The sequence below is a fragment of the Pectobacterium sp. CHL-2024 genome (assembly GCF_044751765.1).
Taxonomy (GTDB): Bacteria; Pseudomonadota; Gammaproteobacteria; order Enterobacterales; family Enterobacteriaceae; genus Pectobacterium; species Pectobacterium brasiliense.
The window spans coordinates 53,677-70,536 of record NZ_JBIXKO010000005.1 but is presented as its reverse complement, the minus strand read 5'-3'; the positions used below and the strand labels follow the sequence as shown (position 1 = coordinate 70,536).

16 protein-coding genes and 1 pseudogene are annotated in these 16,860 nt (G+C 52.9%); 7 read left to right on the top strand and 10 right to left on the bottom strand.

Annotated features, from left to right (window positions below):
* Positions 1 to 49: 49 nt before the first annotated feature.
* Positions 50 to 418: a GFA family protein gene (locus ACIPUG_RS10170; RefSeq protein WP_039281397.1), complete on the bottom strand. Its 369-nt coding sequence runs from the start codon at positions 416 to 418 to the stop codon at positions 50 to 52.
* Between the two features lie 164 nt (positions 419 to 582).
* Between ACIPUG_RS10170 and ACIPUG_RS10165 the strand changes: the two genes are divergently transcribed.
* The gene (locus ACIPUG_RS10165; protein ID WP_400338318.1) at positions 583 to 1,773 is read left to right on the top strand and encodes an MFS transporter; all 1,191 of its coding nucleotides are present in this window, start codon (positions 583 to 585) and stop codon (positions 1,771 to 1,773) included.
* A 266-nt stretch (positions 1,774 to 2,039) separates the two neighbouring features.
* Here ACIPUG_RS10165 and gyrB read toward each other — a convergent pair whose 3' ends face one another.
* Genes gyrB through dnaA form a run of 4 tightly spaced genes read right to left on the bottom strand, consistent with a single transcriptional unit; the run spans position 2,040 to position 8,113 of the window.
* Positions 2,040 to 4,457 (bottom strand): DNA topoisomerase (ATP-hydrolyzing) subunit B, encoded by a 2,418-nt coding sequence (gene gyrB / locus ACIPUG_RS10160; protein ID WP_039502498.1) that lies wholly within the window; start codon positions 4,455 to 4,457, stop codon positions 2,040 to 2,042.
* An 18-nt stretch (positions 4,458 to 4,475) separates the two neighbouring features.
* Positions 4,476 to 5,561: a DNA replication/repair protein RecF gene (gene recF / locus ACIPUG_RS10155; protein ID WP_014917126.1), complete on the bottom strand. Its 1,086-nt coding sequence runs from the start codon at positions 5,559 to 5,561 to the stop codon at positions 4,476 to 4,478.
* A gap of 49 nt (positions 5,562 to 5,610) precedes the next feature.
* Entirely contained in the window at positions 5,611 to 6,711 is a 1,101-nt protein-coding gene (gene dnaN, locus ACIPUG_RS10150; RefSeq protein ID WP_005976672.1) for a DNA polymerase III subunit beta, read from the bottom strand.
* A gap of 4 nt (positions 6,712 to 6,715) precedes the next feature.
* Positions 6,716 to 8,113, bottom strand: coding sequence for a chromosomal replication initiator protein DnaA (gene dnaA / locus ACIPUG_RS10145; RefSeq protein WP_010281224.1), 1,398 nt, complete (start codon positions 8,111 to 8,113; stop codon positions 6,716 to 6,718).
* 675 nt (positions 8,114 to 8,788) lie between these two features.
* On the opposite strand from dnaA, the gene rpmH reads away from it, so the two are divergent.
* The 5 genes from rpmH to mnmE all read left to right on the top strand — a co-directional run bounded on the left by rpmH (position 8,789) and on the right by mnmE (position 12,659).
* Positions 8,789 to 8,929: a 50S ribosomal protein L34 gene (gene rpmH / locus ACIPUG_RS10140; RefSeq protein ID WP_005976668.1), complete on the top strand. Its 141-nt coding sequence runs from the start codon at positions 8,789 to 8,791 to the stop codon at positions 8,927 to 8,929.
* An 18-nt stretch (positions 8,930 to 8,947) separates the two neighbouring features.
* Positions 8,948 to 9,307 carry a ribonuclease P protein component gene (rnpA, locus tag ACIPUG_RS10135; protein WP_010281235.1) on the top strand — a complete coding sequence of 120 codons (360 nt, stop codon included), beginning with the start codon at positions 8,948 to 8,950 and terminating at the stop codon, positions 9,305 to 9,307.
* The gene (yidD, locus tag ACIPUG_RS10130) at positions 9,271 to 9,528 is read left to right on the top strand and encodes a membrane protein insertion efficiency factor YidD (protein WP_010281237.1); all 258 of its coding nucleotides are present in this window, start codon (positions 9,271 to 9,273) and stop codon (positions 9,526 to 9,528) included. The genes rnpA and yidD overlap by 37 nt, the downstream gene beginning before the upstream one ends.
* Positions 9,529 to 9,530: 2 nt before the next feature.
* A complete protein-coding gene (gene yidC, locus ACIPUG_RS10125; protein ID WP_039281389.1) occupies positions 9,531 to 11,165 on the top strand; it encodes a membrane protein insertase YidC in 1,635 nt (544 codons plus the stop codon).
* 129 nt (positions 11,166 to 11,294) lie between these two features.
* A complete protein-coding gene (gene mnmE, locus ACIPUG_RS10120) occupies positions 11,295 to 12,659 on the top strand; it encodes a tRNA modification GTPase (protein WP_400338316.1) in 1,365 nt (454 codons plus the stop codon).
* A gap of 32 nt (positions 12,660 to 12,691) precedes the next feature.
* Here mnmE and ACIPUG_RS10115 read toward each other — a convergent pair whose 3' ends face one another.
* The 4 genes and pseudogenes from ACIPUG_RS10115 to ACIPUG_RS10100 all read right to left on the bottom strand — a co-directional run bounded on the left by ACIPUG_RS10115 (position 12,692) and on the right by ACIPUG_RS10100 (position 15,719).
* On the bottom strand, positions 12,692 to 14,011 hold the full coding sequence (locus ACIPUG_RS10115) for a type II toxin-antitoxin system HipA family toxin (RefSeq protein ID WP_400338314.1): 1,320 nt from the start codon (positions 14,009 to 14,011) through the stop codon (positions 12,692 to 12,694).
* A complete protein-coding gene (locus ACIPUG_RS10110) occupies positions 14,011 to 14,277 on the bottom strand; it encodes a helix-turn-helix domain-containing protein (protein ID WP_014917131.1) in 267 nt (88 codons plus the stop codon). The genes ACIPUG_RS10115 and ACIPUG_RS10110 overlap by 1 nt, the downstream gene beginning before the upstream one ends.
* 195 nt (positions 14,278 to 14,472) lie before the next feature.
* Positions 14,473 to 14,688, bottom strand: a pseudogene (locus tag ACIPUG_RS10105) (alpha/beta hydrolase); the annotation flags it as partial.
* A gap of 179 nt (positions 14,689 to 14,867) precedes the next feature.
* Positions 14,868 to 15,719 (bottom strand): SDR family oxidoreductase, encoded by an 852-nt coding sequence (locus ACIPUG_RS10100; protein WP_400338313.1) that lies wholly within the window; start codon positions 15,717 to 15,719, stop codon positions 14,868 to 14,870.
* A 127-nt stretch (positions 15,720 to 15,846) separates the two neighbouring features.
* Between ACIPUG_RS10100 and ACIPUG_RS10095 the strand changes: the two genes are divergently transcribed.
* A complete protein-coding gene (locus ACIPUG_RS10095) occupies positions 15,847 to 16,257 on the top strand; it encodes a helix-turn-helix domain-containing protein (RefSeq protein ID WP_164671217.1) in 411 nt (136 codons plus the stop codon).
* A 30-nt stretch (positions 16,258 to 16,287) separates the two neighbouring features.
* Here ACIPUG_RS10095 and ACIPUG_RS10090 read toward each other — a convergent pair whose 3' ends face one another.
* The gene (locus ACIPUG_RS10090) at positions 16,288 to 16,839 is read right to left on the bottom strand and encodes a TetR/AcrR family transcriptional regulator (RefSeq protein WP_180789441.1); all 552 of its coding nucleotides are present in this window, start codon (positions 16,837 to 16,839) and stop codon (positions 16,288 to 16,290) included.
* Positions 16,840 to 16,860: the final 21 nt, after the last annotated feature.

The window sequence follows — 16,860 nt, the reverse complement described above, 5'->3', positions numbered from 1 at the left end:
TACCCTTCTTCACCAACTCCCCCCGCACGGGCCGGAAACGGCCTGTGCGTTATTCCCAACGTGGACAGCAATCCTCGAACGAATGCGACGTTGGCTTCAGCTCTGGGCTGTTTTTCTCATCAAAATTCCCAATCGTCAGCGCAATGGTCGGCTCATCATCAATCGCTCCCAGCGTGCTGCCGCAGTGCGGACAAAAAGCCCGGCTGGAATAGTCGGAGGATCGATAGCGCGCAGGCTCTCCACCTTCACCGATCCACTCAACTGCCGATCGGGGAAACTCAACCCACAGTAGCGTTGGCGCACCGGAATGCTGCTGACAGTAGGTGCAGGAACAGGCATGCGGATTGCCCGGTTCACCCGTCGCTCTGAACCGAATCTGACCACATAAACACCCACCCAAATACGATTTACTCGTCATGCCGTTCTCTCCCTATTCTGCCGAAAAGGCGGGTATCAATATTCGCCATAGATGATATAAGTAATATGCTAACCTTATGATCCATTTGCCAGGGAGTGACGCCCTGTTCCTGCGCCAGCTCTCACGATAATAAAATCTACAGACCTGTAAGCTGCAAAAACAACATGAAATTCATAAAACTACCGCTACTGGCGCAAATCTCATCAGCGCATCTGGTAAGTCATTTCCATATGATGGTGCTGCCCGCGCTCATTCCGCTGCTGTCAGCCCAGCGTGATATCAGCTTTGTCGAGCTTGGGTTTGCACTCAGCGTATTCAACATTGTCTCCGCCTGCGTGCAGACACCGATTGGTTTTATGGTGGACCGCATCGGCGCGCGCCGCACGTTAACCGCCGGGATCACGCTCGGGAGCCTCTGTTTTCTCTCGCTCGGTTTTTCAGGCAGCTACGTTTGGCTGGTCGCCGCGATGGGGCTCGCTGGGGTAGCGAACGCGGTTTACCATCCGGCGGATTACGCCTTGCTGTCGCGCGGGATTGATGAGAAACGCATGGGCCGCGCGTTCTCGGTGCATACGTTTTCCGGCTTTCTGGGCACGGCCATTGCGCCCGGTATTTTGCTGTCCGTTGCCGCCTTTTCCGGCATCAATAGCGCATTCATCGTTTCCGGCGTCCTCGGCTTGCTAACGATACCGCTGCTTCTGACCGATCGCGATGAGCCCATCCGGGTGAAACCTGCGGCAGCAACAGGCACCCAGCCGAGCAAATCGCGCGCCCCCGTTTTCACGCTGCCGATTCTAGCGCTGCTCATTCTGTTCCTGCTGCTGAATTTAAGTACGGGTTCAATCCAGAACTTCTCGGTGACGGCGTTAGTCACGGGCTATGATTTGTCGCTGTCACAGGCTAACGTGGCGCTGACCGCATTCCTGTTCGCCAGCGCCTTTGGCGTATTAGCTGGCGGCTCACTGGCAGATAAAACTAAACGCCACGGGCTGGTGGCGACGGCGGCGTTGGCCGTCACCGCTGTGCTGGTCAGTATCGTTGCCATGTATTCTTTACCCACCGTTGTGCTCGTGCCGTTGTTGGCAGCCGCGGGCTTCCTCTCCGGCATGATCGCCCCTTCTCGGGATATGCTGGTGCGCGCCGCGTCACCACCGGGCGCAGAAGGACGGGTATTTGGGATTGTCTCCACCGGTTTCAACATTGGCGGTGCCGCAGGACCGGTGCTGTTCGGCTGGCTGCTGGATCACGGCCATCCTCACGCCATTTTCTGGTCTGCCGTCATCTTTATGCTGATCACGTCTTTCATCACCCTGCTACAGGAAATGCGCAGCGCCAAACGCCGTGTACTAGCCTGATAAAACGTTTTTCAACGTCGCTCGCGACGGCCCAAAGGGTGGCGGGCAGGAAGCTCGCCATAAAAAAAGCCAGCTCCGCAGGGAGCTGGCTCAGGTTGCTGATAAACCGATCGAGCGGTGATAATGGATAGATCGTAAAGACGCTGTAAACACATCCCTGTGCGCTCGGATTGCGCCATCCATGGCGCAAACGCTTTACTCTTCTATTCCATTATCACCGTTTTCACTCTTCAGAAAGACTTATCAGCGGTCAGAATCTATCTAAATCAGATATCGATATTCATCGCTTTCAGGGCGTTCTCTTCGATAAATGCACGGCGTGGTTCAACCGCATCGCCCATCAGCGTTGTGAACAGCTCATCGGCAGCAATGGCGTCTTTCACCGTCACGCGCAGCATGCGGCGGCTGGTCGGATCCATCGTGGTTTCCCACAGCTGATCCGGGTTCATTTCACCCAGACCTTTATAGCGCTGTACGGTCAGGCCACGGCGGGACTCTTTCACCAGCCACTCCAACGCCTGTTCAAAGCTGGCCACTGGCTGACGACGCTCGCCACGTTCGATGTACGCATCTTCTTCAATCAGGCCACGCAGTTTTTCACCCAGCTGATTCAACTTGCGGTATTCGCTACCCGCTACGAAGCCTGCGCCCAGCGGATAATCGGTATCCACACCGTGCGTACGCACGCGCAGTGCAGGTTCAAATACGCTGCGCTCTTCATCATGGTGAATGACAAAGCTGTATGTGCTGCCGTGAATCTCGTTTTCGTTCAGGCTGCTAACCAGCGATTCCGCCCACGCCTGTACTTTTTCACGCTCGCCCAAATCAGCTTCAGCCAACGTTGGTTGATAGATCAGGCGGTTCAAGAACGCACGCGGGAAGCGACGTTCCATGCGGCCAATCATCTTCTGTACGGCGTAATGTTCAGAAACCAGTTTCTCCAGCGGTTCACCCGCCAGCGCAGGAGCCTGTGCATTGGTGTGCAGCGTCGCGCCGTCTAGCGCCAGTGCGATCTGGTACTGGTCCATCGCTTCATCATCTTTGATGTACTGTTCCTGCTTGCCTTTTTTCACCTTGTACAGCGGCGGCTGCGCAATATACACGTGACCACGCTCAACGATTTCAGGCAGTTGACGATAGAAGAAGGTCAACAACAGGGTACGGATGTGCGAACCATCCACGTCAGCATCGGTCATGATGATGATGTTGTGGTAGCGCAGTTTGTCCGGGTTATATTCATCACGGCCAATGCCGCAGCCCAGCGCGGTGATCAGCGTCGCGACTTCCTGTGAGGAAAGCATCTTGTCAAAACGGGCTTTCTCAACGTTCAGGATTTTACCTTTCAGCGGCAGAATCGCCTGGTTCTTACGGTTACGCCCCTGCTTGGCAGAGCCGCCCGCTGAGTCCCCTTCCACCAGGTACAGTTCAGACAGCGCGGGGTCACGTTCTTGACAGTCCGCCAGTTTGCCCGGCAGACCAGCCAAGTCGAGCGCACCTTTACGGCGTGTCATATCACGCGCTTTACGCGCCGCTTCACGGGCACGTGCGGCATCAATAATTTTACCGACCACAATTTTGGCATCCGATGGGTTTTCCATCAGATAATCCACCAGCTTCTCGTTCATCAGCGATTCAACCGCCGTTTTCACTTCGGAAGAAACCAGCTTGTCTTTGGTCTGCGAGGAGAATTTCGGATCCGGCACTTTCACGGAAACCACGGCAATCAGCCCTTCACGCGCATCGTCACCGGTGGCGCTGACTTTAGCTTTCTTGCTGTAGCCTTCTTTATCCATGTAGGTATTCAGCGTACGGGTCATCGCGGCACGGAAACCGGCCAGGTGCGTACCACCGTCACGCTGCGGAATGTTGTTGGTAAAGCAGTAAATGTTTTCCTGGAAACCGTCGTTCCACTGCAATGCCACTTCCACGCCGATGTCATCTTTCACCGTCGAGAAATAAAACACGTTCGGGTGAATTGGCGTCTTGTTACGGTTCAGGTAATCAACAAACGCCTTGATGCCGCCGTCATAATGGTAATGATCGGCTTTATCTTTCTCACGCTCGTCGATCAAGCGGATGGAGACACCAGAGTTCAGGAACGACAGCTCGCGCAGACGCTTGGCCAGAATCTCATACTCGAATTCCACCACGTTGGTGAACGTCTCATGGCTCGGCCAGAAGCGCACCGTCGTACCCGTTCTGTTGGTTTCACCCGTAACAGCCAGCGGTGCCTGTGCCACGCCGTGTTTATAGGTTTGCTCGTGAAGTTTCCCGTCGCGGTGAATAACCAGAGTCAGTTTTTCCGACAGGGCGTTAACCACGGAAACCCCTACGCCGTGCAGGCCGCCAGAGACTTTATACGAGTTATCATCGAACTTACCACCCGCGTGCAGCACGGTCATGATGACTTCAGCCGCGGAGATACCTTCTTCTTCGTGAATGCCGGTCGGAATACCACGGCCATCATCCTGCACCGATACCGAGTTATCAGCATGGATGGTGATGATAATGTCTTTACAATAGCCAGCGAGTGCTTCGTCGATAGCGTTGTCCACAACCTCGAATACCATGTGATGCAGGCCGGTACCGTCGTCCGTATCGCCGATATACATACCTGGGCGTTTACGTACCGCATCCAGCCCTTTCAATACCTTGATACTTGAGGAGTCATAAGAATTCGACATCAACGTTTCTCGCTCATTTTAGTCCTGTGATTGAACCGTTATTTTACCCTGTTCTACGCGGAACATCTTGCCCTTTTCACCAACCATGTCCTCTATCTGTTCAGCGCTGACGGCGCTAACAAAAACCTGTGCATGGGTGGCTTTTAACCGTTCGGCTAGCAAACGGCGGCGGGTACTATCCAGTTCGGAAGCAAAATCATCGATCAGATACAGACAGCGCAGTCCGTTCTGACGGGTGAGAAATTCACCCTGAGCCAGCCTCAGCGCACACATCAGCAGCTTGAGCTGACCACGGGACAGCATGTCCTCAACCGCCACGCCGCTGGCGCGGATGCGGAAGTCGGCTTTATGCGGCCCCAGCGCCGTATAACCTAACATACGGTCGCGTTCGAACTGCCGTTCCAGCAGTTCGGCATACTCACTTTCTTTATCCCAGCCGCGCTGGAAAGAGAAACTGAGAGAAAATTCAGGCAAAAATTGCGTACAGGTCGTGGCGATATCATTGGCAATCGCCTCAGCGTATTGCGCACGCCATTCGCTGATACGTTCCGCCAGCGGCACCAGTTCCTGATCCCAGGCTCTAAGCTGCCCATAGTGACTCACCTGACGCAGCGCCGCATTACGCTGGCGCAACAAACGCTTCATGTTGCTCCAGGCCGCAAAAAAGCCGGGTTCATTATGGAAGCAGCCCCAGTCGAGAAAGGCGCGACGAAATTTCGGGCCGCCGTTGAGCAGGGTAAATCCTTCTGGGGTAATCAGCTGTATCGGTAGCAGTTGCGCCAGTTCCGCGACTTTATGGCCGTCGCTGCCGTCAATCCGTACCTTGCTGTCGCCCTGACGGTTTTTGCTTAACCCAACGGATCGCTCCGTTTCCGTACCATCAATACGACCATGCAGTACAAATTCTGGCTGATCGTGACGAATCACGCGCCCTGCCTGAATGCTACGAAACGCCCGCCCGTGCCCTAGCGTATAAATCGCTTCCAGCACGCTGGTTTTACCGCTGCCGTTGGCACCCACTAAAAAATTAAAGCCGGGAACCAGCGCCAGATCGGCCGCCTCGATGTTACGGAAATCTTTGATGAGAAGACGAGTAAGAGCCATGTTGCAGTTATCTTAATGATGAAAGGGCAAGTAAACTTGCCCGATAATTCTACAACCGCATTGGCATGACGACATAGGCCGCCGCCCGGCTGGCGCTATCTTCGATCTGCACGCTGGAAACGGAGTCGGTCAGCAGTAAACGCACCCCTTCGCACTTCAGCGCGTTCAGCACATCCAGCACGTAGCTCACGTTAAAGCCAATTTCCATCTCGGTGCCGTCGTACTGCACATCCAGAATCTCTTCCGCTTCTTCCTGCTCCGGGTTGTTAGCAGTAATTTTGAGCTGATTCTGAATCAGATGCAGACGCACACCGCGGAATTTTTCATTCGATAGAATCGCCGCACGGGAGAAGGCCTGCTTGAGCAGATCGCAGCTGGCTTCCAGCGTTTTATCCGGGTTCTTCGGCAATACGCGGCGATAATCCGGGAAACGACCATCAACCAGCTTTGACGTGAAAATGAAGTCGCCGACATGCGCGCGAATATTGTTGCTGCCGATTTGCAGTTGCAGCGGGGTATCACCGCCATCCAGCAGACGCACCAACTCCATCACGCCTTTACGCGGCACTATCACCGAATGTGAAGGCAAAGATTGCCCAACTGGCATAGAGCAAACCGCCAGACGGTGACCATCGGTCGCGACCGTGCGCAGCTCTTCGCCTTCGGTTTCAAACAGCATACCGTTGAGGTAGTAACGGACATCCTGATGCGCCATCGAAAACTGCGTCGCTTCGATCAAACGCTTCATCGTCGCCTGCGGCAGCGAGAATTCAACCTCGCTCTGCCAGTCGTCCAGATTAGGGAAATCCGCGGCGGGCAGTGTGGACAGCGAGAAACGGCTGCGGCCAGAGCGCACCAGCATACGATCGCCATCCAGCATAATCGTGATTTCCGCGCCTTCCGGCAACCCCCGGCAAATATCAAACAGTTTGCGAGCAGGGACGGTCGTGGCACCCGGCTCATGCGGCTGCGTCAGCGCAACCTTCGCCACCATTTCCATTTCCAGATCGGTACCGGTCAGCGACAGCGCGCCTTCCGTCACCTGAATCAGCAGGTTGCCCAGAATCGGTAAAGTCGGTCGGCCGCCCAGCGGGCTGCTGACCTGTTGTAATGGCTTTAACAGACGTTCGCGTTCAACAATAAATTTCATAGTGTTATGACGATAGAGTTCTGATTAAATTGGAAAAATCTTCTTTGATGTCGTGGCTTTCTTCACGCAACTGCTCAATCTTGCGGCAGGCATGCAACACCGTCGTATGGTCACGCCCGCCAAAGGCATCGCCGATTTCCGGCAGGCTGTGATTCGTCAGTTCTTTCGCCAACGCCATCGCCATCTGGCGCGGACGCGCCACCGAGCGGGAACGACGTTTAGACAACAGGTCGGCTACCTTGATTTTATAGTATTCCGCCACGGTCTTTTGAATATTGTCGATAGTAACCAGTTTTTCCTGCAACGCCAGCAGATCGCGCAGCGCCTCACGCACAAAATCAATGGTAATCGAGCGGCCGGTAAAATTGGCATTTGCAATAACACGGTTCAATGCCCCTTCCAGCTCACGCACGTTAGAACGCAGGCGTTTGGCAATAAAGAACGCCACTTCACCAGGCAGACGGATGTCGTTTTCATCCGCTTTCTTCATCAGAATCGCCACGCGGGTTTCCAGCTCTGGCGGTTCAATCGCGACCGTTAACCCCCAACCAAAGCGGGATTTCAGGCGATCTTCCACGCCGTTAATCTCTTTCGGGTAGCGGTCAGACGTCAGGATGATTTGCTGGTTGCCTTCCAGCAACGCATTAAAGGTATGAAAGAACTCTTCCTGCGAGCGCTCTTTATTAGCAAAGAATTGAATATCATCGATAAGCAACGCATCAACAGAACGGTAGTAGCGTTTGAATTCTTCAATCGCATTATTCTGCAACGCTTTCACCATATCCTGCACGAAACGCTCGGAGTGCATGTAAACCACTTTCGCATTGGGTTTGCGGGCAATGATGCCATTCCCCACCGCGTGCAATAAGTGCGTTTTACCTAAGCCAGTGCCGCCATACAGAAACAGCGGGTTATACGCGCCGCCGGGGTTATCAGCCACCTGACGTGCCGCTGCGCGGGCTAGCTGGTTCGATTTACCCTCAACGAAGTTATCAAACGTATGCTTGGGGTTCACATTCGAACGGTAGGTATGCTCTGCCTGTACAGGCGAGTTATCCCAACTTGGTCGTACTGGAGCCGAACGCACCGGCTGTTGCCGCGCAACGCTGACAGGATTGTGGTGCGACTGCGCCGGCTGGCTTACTGCCTGAACCAACGGTTTGCTCCCCACCTCGAAACGCAGTAAAGGGGCATCCATCCCGCAGAAATCATTCAGCAGGACATTGATATTATTTAAGTATTTATCACGAACCCAATCCAGCACAAAGCGATTGGGGGCGTAGAGCGCCAGAGTGTTATCACTCAGCTCCGCCTGCAACGGGCGTATCCACATACTGAATTCTGTGGCAGGTAACTCATCCTGCAAACGGGCAAGACACTGCTGCCAAAGCGAAAGTGACACGGCGGACTCCACTCGAACAAGAACGATCAAAAAGAAAAGAATAAGACGTTATTTATGTGACTCATGATTTTTTGGCGCCTGCGTCATCCACGATTGTTTCATTCACAATACAGACAGCAGACACACCACGTAGCGCGGCGGTTTACTCCGACGATCCCGTCAAAAGGATCGCTAACGGAACCGCGGATCATAACCTAATCTTCCGAAGAGATCTTCCCCTTCTGCACAGTTTCGATCCTTTTTATCCACAGGCTATTCTTATCGCAACACCCCGCGACACGGCAGAGGGACGGCTAGCACACATTTTATCCGCCTGCGATGAAGCGCACCCAAGCATACCCTCGGAGGCACGATCGTTACGGTGACATCGATCATGATCTTGTCGGACAGATCGTTGGAGGATCCTTGCGCTTTACAGCAGAGTCCGTATAATTCCCTGCCCGCGCGTCTACGCCTTTTCTGTGCTCTGGCAGGCAGAAATTCCAAAAATAATCGGAATGGCTGGCGTGTTAAGTGTGATGTTAATTGACTCAGGACTGTACAATTATTACAATCCTGCCTCTTTCCGTTATATAGCTGTGATATGCGATTGAGGCGTCGGTCATTTTTTCACGCCGAACAGCCAAACGCGTTTACTGTGAAGTTATAATTTTCCAAGTTTAGGTAGAAATCGCCATGAAACGCACTTTCCAACCGTCCGTATTGAAGCGTAACCGTAGCCATGGTTTCCGTGCTCGTATGGCCACCAAAAATGGTCGTCAAGTTCTGGCCCGCCGTCGTGCGAAAGGCCGTACTCGTCTGTCTGTTTCTAAGTAATAAAAGCTAACCCACCGAGTGGTTAAGCTAGCATTTCCCAGGGAGTTACGTTTGTTAACTCCCAGTCATTTCACTTTCGTCTTCCAGCAACCGCAACGGGCTGGCACGCCGCACATCACCATTCTCGGCCGCCTGAACTCGCTGGGGCATCCCCGCATCGGTCTTACCGTCGCCAAAAAGCATGTAAAACGTGCTCATGAACGCAATCGGATTAAACGCCTGACGCGCGAAAGCTTTCGCCTGCACCAACATTCATTGCCTTCAATGGACTTTGTGGTGCTTGTGAAAAAAGGGGTGTCTGAACTGGATAACCGTACCCTGACGGAAGCATTGGAAAAACTATGGCGTCGGCATTGTCGTTTGGCTCCCGACTCCTGATCGGGTTGATACGCGGTTATCAACTCGTTATCAGCCCGTTGCTCGGACCGCATTGTCGGTTCCGGCCAACGTGCTCGCAATACGGTATTGAAGCAATACGCAGGTTCGGCATGATAAAAGGCTGTTGGTTGACGCTTAAACGCGTATTAAAATGCCATCCTTTGAACCCTGGTGGTGATGATCCCGTACCGCCAAAAACCGACAATAACAGAGAACATTAACGATGGATTCGCAACGCAATCTTCTTCTCATCGCTCTGCTATTCGTAACCTTTATGCTTTGGCAGGCTTGGGAGACGGATAAAAATCCGCCAGCGACCACGCAGGCCATACAGCAGGCGACGAACGCAGTGACCGGTGATGCTACCAACCAGGGCGTACCCGCCAGCGGTCAAGGCAAACTGATCACGGTGAAAACCGATGTGCTGTCGCTGACAATCAACACGCGTGGCGGTGACATCGAGCAAGCGCATCTGCTGGCTTACCCGGACACATTGGGTTCAGATAAACCTTTCCACCTGCTGGAAACCACATCCGAGTTTGTCTATCAGGCTCAGAGCGGTTTGACTGGCAAAAACGGCCCGGACAACCCGGCTAACGGCCCGCGTCCGCTGTTTACCACCACGCAAGACAGCTTCGAGCTGGCGGATGGTCAGAACGAACTGCGCATCCCGATGACATACACTGCGGCTGACGGCGTAACCTACACCAAAACGTTTGTTCTGAAACGTGGCGACTATGCACTGAACGTTGACTATAGCGTCAACAACACCAGCGCTCAGCCTCTGGAACTCACGTTGTTCGGTCAGTTAAAGCAATCTATCGAATTACCTAAGCACCGCGATACCGGCAGCAGCAACTTTGCACTGCACACTTATCGTGGCGCGGCGTTCTCTTCCAGTGAAGACAAGTACAAAAAGTACAGCTTCAGCGACATGGACGAAAACCTGAACATCACCACCAACGGTGGCTGGGTAGCGATGCTGCAACAGTACTTCGCAACCGCATGGATCCCAACGACGGCAGGCGCTAACACCTTCTATACCAGTAAGCTGGGGAACGGTCAGGCCGCTATTGGCTTCAAATCCGCTCCGGTTGTGGTTGCTGCAGGTAGCCAACAGGATCTGAAAACCACGCTGTGGGTCGGCCCGGAAATTCAGGACAAGATGGCTGCTGTCGCACCGCATCTGGATCTGACTGTCGATTACGGCTGGCTGTGGTTTATTTCTCAGCCGCTGTTTAAGCTGCTGAAATTCCTGCACAGCTTTATCGGCAACTGGGGCTTCTCCATCATTGCCATTACCTTTATCGTGCGCGGTATCATGTACCCGCTGACGAAAGCGCAATACACCTCTATGGCGAAAATGCGTTTGCTGCAGCCTAAACTGCAAGCGATGCGTGAACGTATTGGTGATGACAAACAGCGCATGAGTCAGGAAATGATGGCGCTGTACAAGTCAGAGAAAGTGAACCCGCTGGGCGGCTGCTTCCCGCTGCTGATTCAGATGCCAATCTTCCTGGCACTGTATTACATGCTGATGGGCTCCGTTGAACTGCGTCACGCGCCGTTCGCGCTGTGGATTCATGACCTGTCTGCACAAGACCCGTACTACATTCTGCCGATCCTGATGGGCGTGACGATGTTCTTCATCCAGAAGATGTCGCCAACCACCGTGACCGACCCAATGCAGCAGAAGATCATGACCTACATGCCGGTCATCTTTACGGTCTTCTTCCTGTGGTTCCCGTCAGGTCTGGTTATGTACTACATCGTCAGCAACCTGGTTACCATTCTCCAGCAGCAGTTGATCTACCGCGGTCTGGAAAAACGTGGCTTGCATAGCCGCGAGAAAAAATAATCCGGTTGATGGCTAACCGATAGAAAGCGTAAGGCGGTCATTGACCGCCTTATTTTTTTAATGGCTGTTTTATCAGCCAACGATACGTAAAATAGCCTGCCAGACAGGCATCAATGCAGAGAGAACATCATGAGTAATACCGACACCATCGTCGCCCAAGCCACGCCACCGGGACGCGGAGGCGTGGGTATTTTACGCATTTCAGGACAGGCGGCCGCAGACGTGGCGCATGCCGTTCTGGGTAAACTTCCCAAGCCGCGCCACGCCGATTATCTGCCGTTCCGTGATGCCAACGGCACCACGCTCGATCAGGGTATCGCACTCTGGTTTCCCGGCCCGAACTCCTTTACTGGTGAAGATGTGCTGGAGCTTCAGGGTCACGGCGGTCCGGTTATTCTTGATTTGCTCCTGCAACGTATTCTGACGCTATCTACCGTGCGCATTGCGCGTCCTGGCGAATTCTCTGAACGCGCCTTCCTGAACGATAAACTCGATCTCGCGCAGGCGGAAGCCATCGCCGATCTGATTGACGCCAGTTCAGAACAGGCCGCCCGCTCAGCGCTGAACTCTCTGCAAGGCGTATTTTCCACCCGTATAAATCAGTTAGTGGAAGCACTCACTCACCTGCGAATCTACGTCGAAGCTGCCATCGACTTCCCGGATGAAGAGATCGATTTCCTCTCCGATGGCAAAATTGAAGCACAGCTCAATGGCGTGATGGCCGATCTGGATGCCGTCCGAGCTGAAGCGCATCAGGGTAGCCTGCTACGTGAAGGGATGAAGGTCGTGATTGCGGGTCGACCTAATGCCGGTAAATCCAGCTTACTCAATGCGTTAGCCGGTCGTGAAGCCGCCATTGTGACGGATATCGCGGGAACGACACGCGACGTACTACGTGAACACATCCATATCGACGGCATGCCGCTGCATATCATCGACACCGCTGGGTTGCGCGATGCCAGCGATGAAGTCGAACGCATTGGTATTGAGCGCGCCTGGCAGGAAATCGAACAGGCCGATCGCGTGCTGTTCATGGTAGACGGCACCACCACGCAGGCGACTGAGCCTGAGCAAATCTGGCCAGAATTTATGGCGCGCCTGCCAAAAACGCTGCCGATTACCGTGGTACGCAACAAAGCCGACGTGACTGGTGAAATGCTCGGCATCGAAGAGGTGAATACTCACTCACTTATCCGACTGTCCGCCCGTACAGGTGAAGGCATCGATACGCTGCGCGACCACCTCAAGCAAAGCATGGGATTCACCAGCAACACGGAAGGCGGTTTTCTGGCCCGACGTCGCCATCTGCAAGCACTCGAAATGGCGGCACAGCATCTGATTCAAGGGAAAGAACAGCTGGTGAGCGCCTACGCGGGCGAATTGCTGGCAGAAGAACTGCGGCTGGCGCAGCAGTCCCTGAGTGAAATCACTGGCGAGTTCACCTCTGACGACCTGCTAGGCCGTATTTTCTCGAGTTTTTGTATTGGGAAGTGATTCGCTCTCCCCGATATTACTCATCGGGGAAATTATGCCCATCCGCTCATGAGCCGTCTCGATCTGGCCTGCAATCCGGCCAGAATTGCCTCACTGATATGAGTAGGAAAATCCACAGGCAGTTGACTTCCAACAGTCGTCATGACGGTATCAACGGTCTGGGCAAACTCCGCCAGAATGTTTTCCATCGATTCTCTGGCAAACCCAACGACCTTCGCCGTCTGGAAAAAATGTCGGGGAAAGATCTGCTCAATCGCATATTTCTTGCCTCTTGAGCCAGTTAATCCCATCGCCATTTTGGCCTCTCTGCGGTCAATTCCCCGTCCGCCCATCGCCGGATACATAGAGAGAATGTCATAGAAAGGCGTGAGTCGATATCGTCCCTCAGATTCAATAAACAGGGAAAAATTTTTCGCATGACCATCTGTTGCAGCCAATAGCCAAAACAGTACCTGAGCCTGCATAAAGCGATAACGATCCCTTTCTGGATAAACCGAACCCAATAGAAACGACATAATGGCGGAAATACCCGGTCCACCATGATTTTCATATTTCAGTGCGGAAGGAACGTTTAATACCTGACAAAAATCCTCTTGTGGTAGCCGCATAATCCAACTGACATCCGAGGCGTATTTACGATCAAAACGCTCCACCACTAACGCCTTTATATTGCCAGCGTTGATCATAAAACAGTGCGGCACTGGCAGCCCAAATGCCTTGGCAATGAGCAAACACAGATACTCATTTTCAACGCTGTCAGACATATCAATTGAGTAAGAGTGACTCTCGATTTTACCAATCGGTAGCTTGATGATGTGGGTAGTTGGTGTGGCATTGAGAGGTAGGCACCAGCGATCATCCAGATACAGCAACGCCGTCTTTTCCTGTGCACCTGCGATAGAGATACGAAAATCGTCTTCAGTATCAATCATACCCAGCGGGGCATCGGACAGATATCCAGTCAGTATGTTTTCAAGCTGCTGCTCGGATAAGGTTTTATATTCGATCTTTTTTATATCGTGCACAGGTGTACCCTGCGGCACTAATTGCAACGCACCGACACTGTCTTGCCCCACTTTAGCCAGCAGATCAAACGGTTGGGTGGAATCCGTATGATGCCTGGCGACAATTCGTCTTCTGATATCCGGGTTATCCGGCAACAGATTGTCGAAAAAGTTATAAACTTCATCGCCCTGATAGGGCTGATGACGTAGCGGCATAGAAAGCGAAATGGGGCGACTCCCCGGCAATCCGAGCCAGTTCGCATCATAGGAAAAATGATGTGCCCCACTGCCCGTTTTGGTCAGAATCCCCACCCGATAGCCGTTCATGTAAACATCGAGCGCAGCCATTACCATTCTTCCTTCCAGGATGATGCAACAGAGGCTTCGTTATTGGTGGTGTCCACATTCCTGGGCGTAACGGTAAGTTCTAAATTCAATGCCGACAGGATTTTAAAGAAGGTTTCCAGCTTAGTGGAATCAGGATGTTGCTCGAAACTGGATACCGTATCCTGGCGAATACCCACTTTACTGGCCACTTTCCCTTGTGAAAGCTTCTGCGTGATACGAACATCTTTCAGATAGCTGCTAAGCTGCTTGCTGTTGGTGATCTTCATCATCTTATCCTACCGGTTATAGGCGGTAGAATAAATATTACACGCTTTAGCCGGTAAAACAATAATTACACGCTACAGCCGTTAATTGTGTATTTACCTGCTAAAGCGTGTAAGCAGCAAACAGAACCGTAGGGAAACACGGTGTATAGCGGGGTGAGATTATTGGCGCTAACGCTTTCTCACCCTCGATGGTATTTACCGCAGGCTTGTTTTGAAAAATTGCTCAAACTTATCAAACGGTATTTTTCCTGCCTGATTGTCGTACAGGTCCACGTGATTGGAACCCGGTATCACTACCAGTTCTTTACGCTTGCTGCCGACTAATTTGTAGGCATCTTCAGCAAAATAGCGCGAATGAGCTTGTTCACCAGTGACGACCAATGTCGGGATAGTAATTTCGCTCGCATAGGTACCACTTTTCGCATCTTTTCAACGCTGTTCGCTGAGGTATTGCAAGTACGCCAGCGTGATAAAAGCGTTTGCGCATATAAACCGCTTGATTGCTCTTTCACTGCACCAAAAGGCCCACTCACAGCGATGGCGGCCCAGAATGATCTCTGAGCCGATTTTTAAGCGTTACTTTTTAAGTGTTATTTCAACGTCGCTTTCACGACGGCTGACAGCGGCGTGGTTGGGCGACCGATCAGGCGGCTCAGTTGCTTACCGCCATCAAACAGACCACCTTTGGATGCACCAGTGTCCGAATCCGCAATAATCTGCGCGAAAACATCGGGCAGCCCAGCGGAAACCAGTGCAGCGGCAAACTCCGCTTCGGACAGATTTTGATAACCGATATTTTTGCCAGACTGTTTACTGACTTCAGCCGCCAGCTCTGCCAGCGTGTAAGGCTCATCACCAGCCAGTTCGTAAACCTTACCAGCCTGCCCTTCCTGCGTCAGCACCGCGACCGCAGCGGCAGCGAAGTCTTCACGGGTTGCAGACGTAATTTTGCCTTCGCCCGCGCTACCGATAAACACACCGTGTTCCAGCGCCGCAGGGATGCTGGCCGCGTAGTTTTCGGTATACCAGCCGTTGCGCAGCAGGACGTGCGGTAAACCAGAATCCTTCAGCAACGTCTCCGTTTGACGGTGTTCTTCCGCCAGTGCCAGAGGGGACTTATCCGCGTGCAGCAGGCTGGTGTACGCCACTAGCTTCACACCGGCTTTCACCGCCGCATCGATGACATTGCGGTGTTGTACCGCACGCTGACCCACTTCGCTTGAAGAGATCAGCAGCACCTTATCCACGCCTTGAAGCGCGGAAGCCAGCGCTTCTGGCTGATTGTAATCCGCGGCTTTCACCTGCACGCCTTTTGCAGACAGATCGGCAACTTTATTGACATCACGCACCAGCGCCACGATGTCGCTCGCCGGAACCTTCTCTAACAGTTGTGCGATAACCAAACGGCCCAGTTGGCCGGATGCACCAGTAATAGCAATCATCTTGAGCTCCTTTTATTGACTGTCTTTATTAACTGTCTTTTATTAACCGTCTTTTATTAACGGGTAGTGGCTGGCATAATATCGGCAAAGCTAACTTTAAGTAAGTACATACATAAAGGTAAGTATAGTGAGTCAACCCAAAACACCCATCGATTTATTGCCGCCCATTCTGCCAACTGGCAATGTCTTCGCGGAAAAATGTCCTTCTCGCCAGATACTTAACCACGTCACCAGCCGCTGGGGCGTACTGATTCTGATCGCATTACTTGATGATACGCATCGCTTCAGTCAACTGCGTCGACGGATTGGCGGCGTGAGCGAGCGCATGCTGGCGCAGACCCTGCAATGGTTGGAAAGTGATGGTTTTGTCCTGCGAACGGCCTATCCGGTTGTCCCGCCACACGTTGAGTATAGCCTCACCCCATTAGGCAAAGAGGTAGGTGTGCGGGTAAAAGAGCTGGCGATATGGGTCGAAGGGAATCTGGACAAGATTATGGCGACGCAACAGTCAGACGAACAATCATCCATCGAACCATAATCAATGCACCTTCTGAAAAGAGATTCTGACTCAGGAAGCAGTGCGATCGGGTAGAAGGCGGGAAATATCAGAGAAAATGGCTTTCCAGGTCTCGTCATCGACCGCCATAAAGCCAAAATAGCGCAGCAGGAATGCCCCTTCGGATGCCAGAAACGCCAGCCGGGCATCTCGCCCTTCCTGCGAATTCAGGTCAAGCCCAGCCAACTGGCTGTCGTACCACGCCTGCGATCTAGCAAGGTGCTCAGGCGTATTCAACAACGAGGCCATCATGCCCGCCGCTCGATCTCCTTCTGCGGCATCCGTCCGATAAGTAATATCAACGTGTGCACGCACTCTGGCTTCCCGACTATCATCCGTACCGATGCACACGGCGGCCATCTCATCAAACTCATCTTCCCAGCGCTGATACATCGCGTGAATCAGCTCGCCTTTCGTCCCGAAACTCGACTGAATACCGCCTTTTGTCACGCCCGCAGCTTTAGCGACCGCATCGATAGTCAGTGCAGCCGTTCCCTGCGTGCGGACAATCTGCTCCGCCGCATCCAACACGCACGCACGATTAATGCTCTTATGACGCCCCATGTCTTCCTCGATTTAAAATAC

What these genes read in the sequence shown, in the direction of transcription:
- ACIPUG_RS10110 (WP_014917131.1), bottom strand. Translation starts at nt 14,277, where the DNA reads ATGAAGATCACCAACAGCAAGCAGCTTAGCAGCTATCTGAAAGATGTT.
- ACIPUG_RS10090 (WP_180789441.1), bottom strand. Translation starts at nt 16,839, where the DNA reads ATGGGGCGTCATAAGAGCATTAATCGTGCGTGCGTGTTGGATGCGGCG.
- yidD (WP_010281237.1), top strand. Translation starts at nt 9,271, where the DNA reads ATGGCGTCGGCATTGTCGTTTGGCTCCCGACTCCTGATCGGGTTGATA.
- yidC (WP_039281389.1), top strand. Translation starts at nt 9,531, where the DNA reads ATGGATTCGCAACGCAATCTTCTTCTCATCGCTCTGCTATTCGTAACC.
- mnmE (WP_400338316.1), top strand. Translation starts at nt 11,295, where the DNA reads ATGAGTAATACCGACACCATCGTCGCCCAAGCCACGCCACCGGGACGC.
- ACIPUG_RS10100 (WP_400338313.1), bottom strand. Translation starts at nt 15,719, where the DNA reads ATGATTGCTATTACTGGTGCATCCGGCCAACTGGGCCGTTTGGTTATC.
- recF (WP_014917126.1), bottom strand. Translation starts at nt 5,561, where the DNA reads ATGGCTCTTACTCGTCTTCTCATCAAAGATTTCCGTAACATCGAGGCG.
- ACIPUG_RS10115 (WP_400338314.1), bottom strand. Translation starts at nt 14,011, where the DNA reads ATGGCTGCGCTCGATGTTTACATGAACGGCTATCGGGTGGGGATTCTG.
- ACIPUG_RS10165 (WP_400338318.1), top strand. Translation starts at nt 583, where the DNA reads ATGAAATTCATAAAACTACCGCTACTGGCGCAAATCTCATCAGCGCAT.
- ACIPUG_RS10170 (WP_039281397.1), bottom strand. Translation starts at nt 418, where the DNA reads ATGACGAGTAAATCGTATTTGGGTGGGTGTTTATGTGGTCAGATTCGG.
- gyrB (WP_039502498.1), bottom strand. Translation starts at nt 4,457, where the DNA reads ATGTCGAATTCTTATGACTCCTCAAGTATCAAGGTATTGAAAGGGCTG.
- dnaN (WP_005976672.1), bottom strand. Translation starts at nt 6,711, where the DNA reads ATGAAATTTATTGTTGAACGCGAACGTCTGTTAAAGCCATTACAACAG.
- rpmH (WP_005976668.1), top strand. Translation starts at nt 8,789, where the DNA reads ATGAAACGCACTTTCCAACCGTCCGTATTGAAGCGTAACCGTAGCCAT.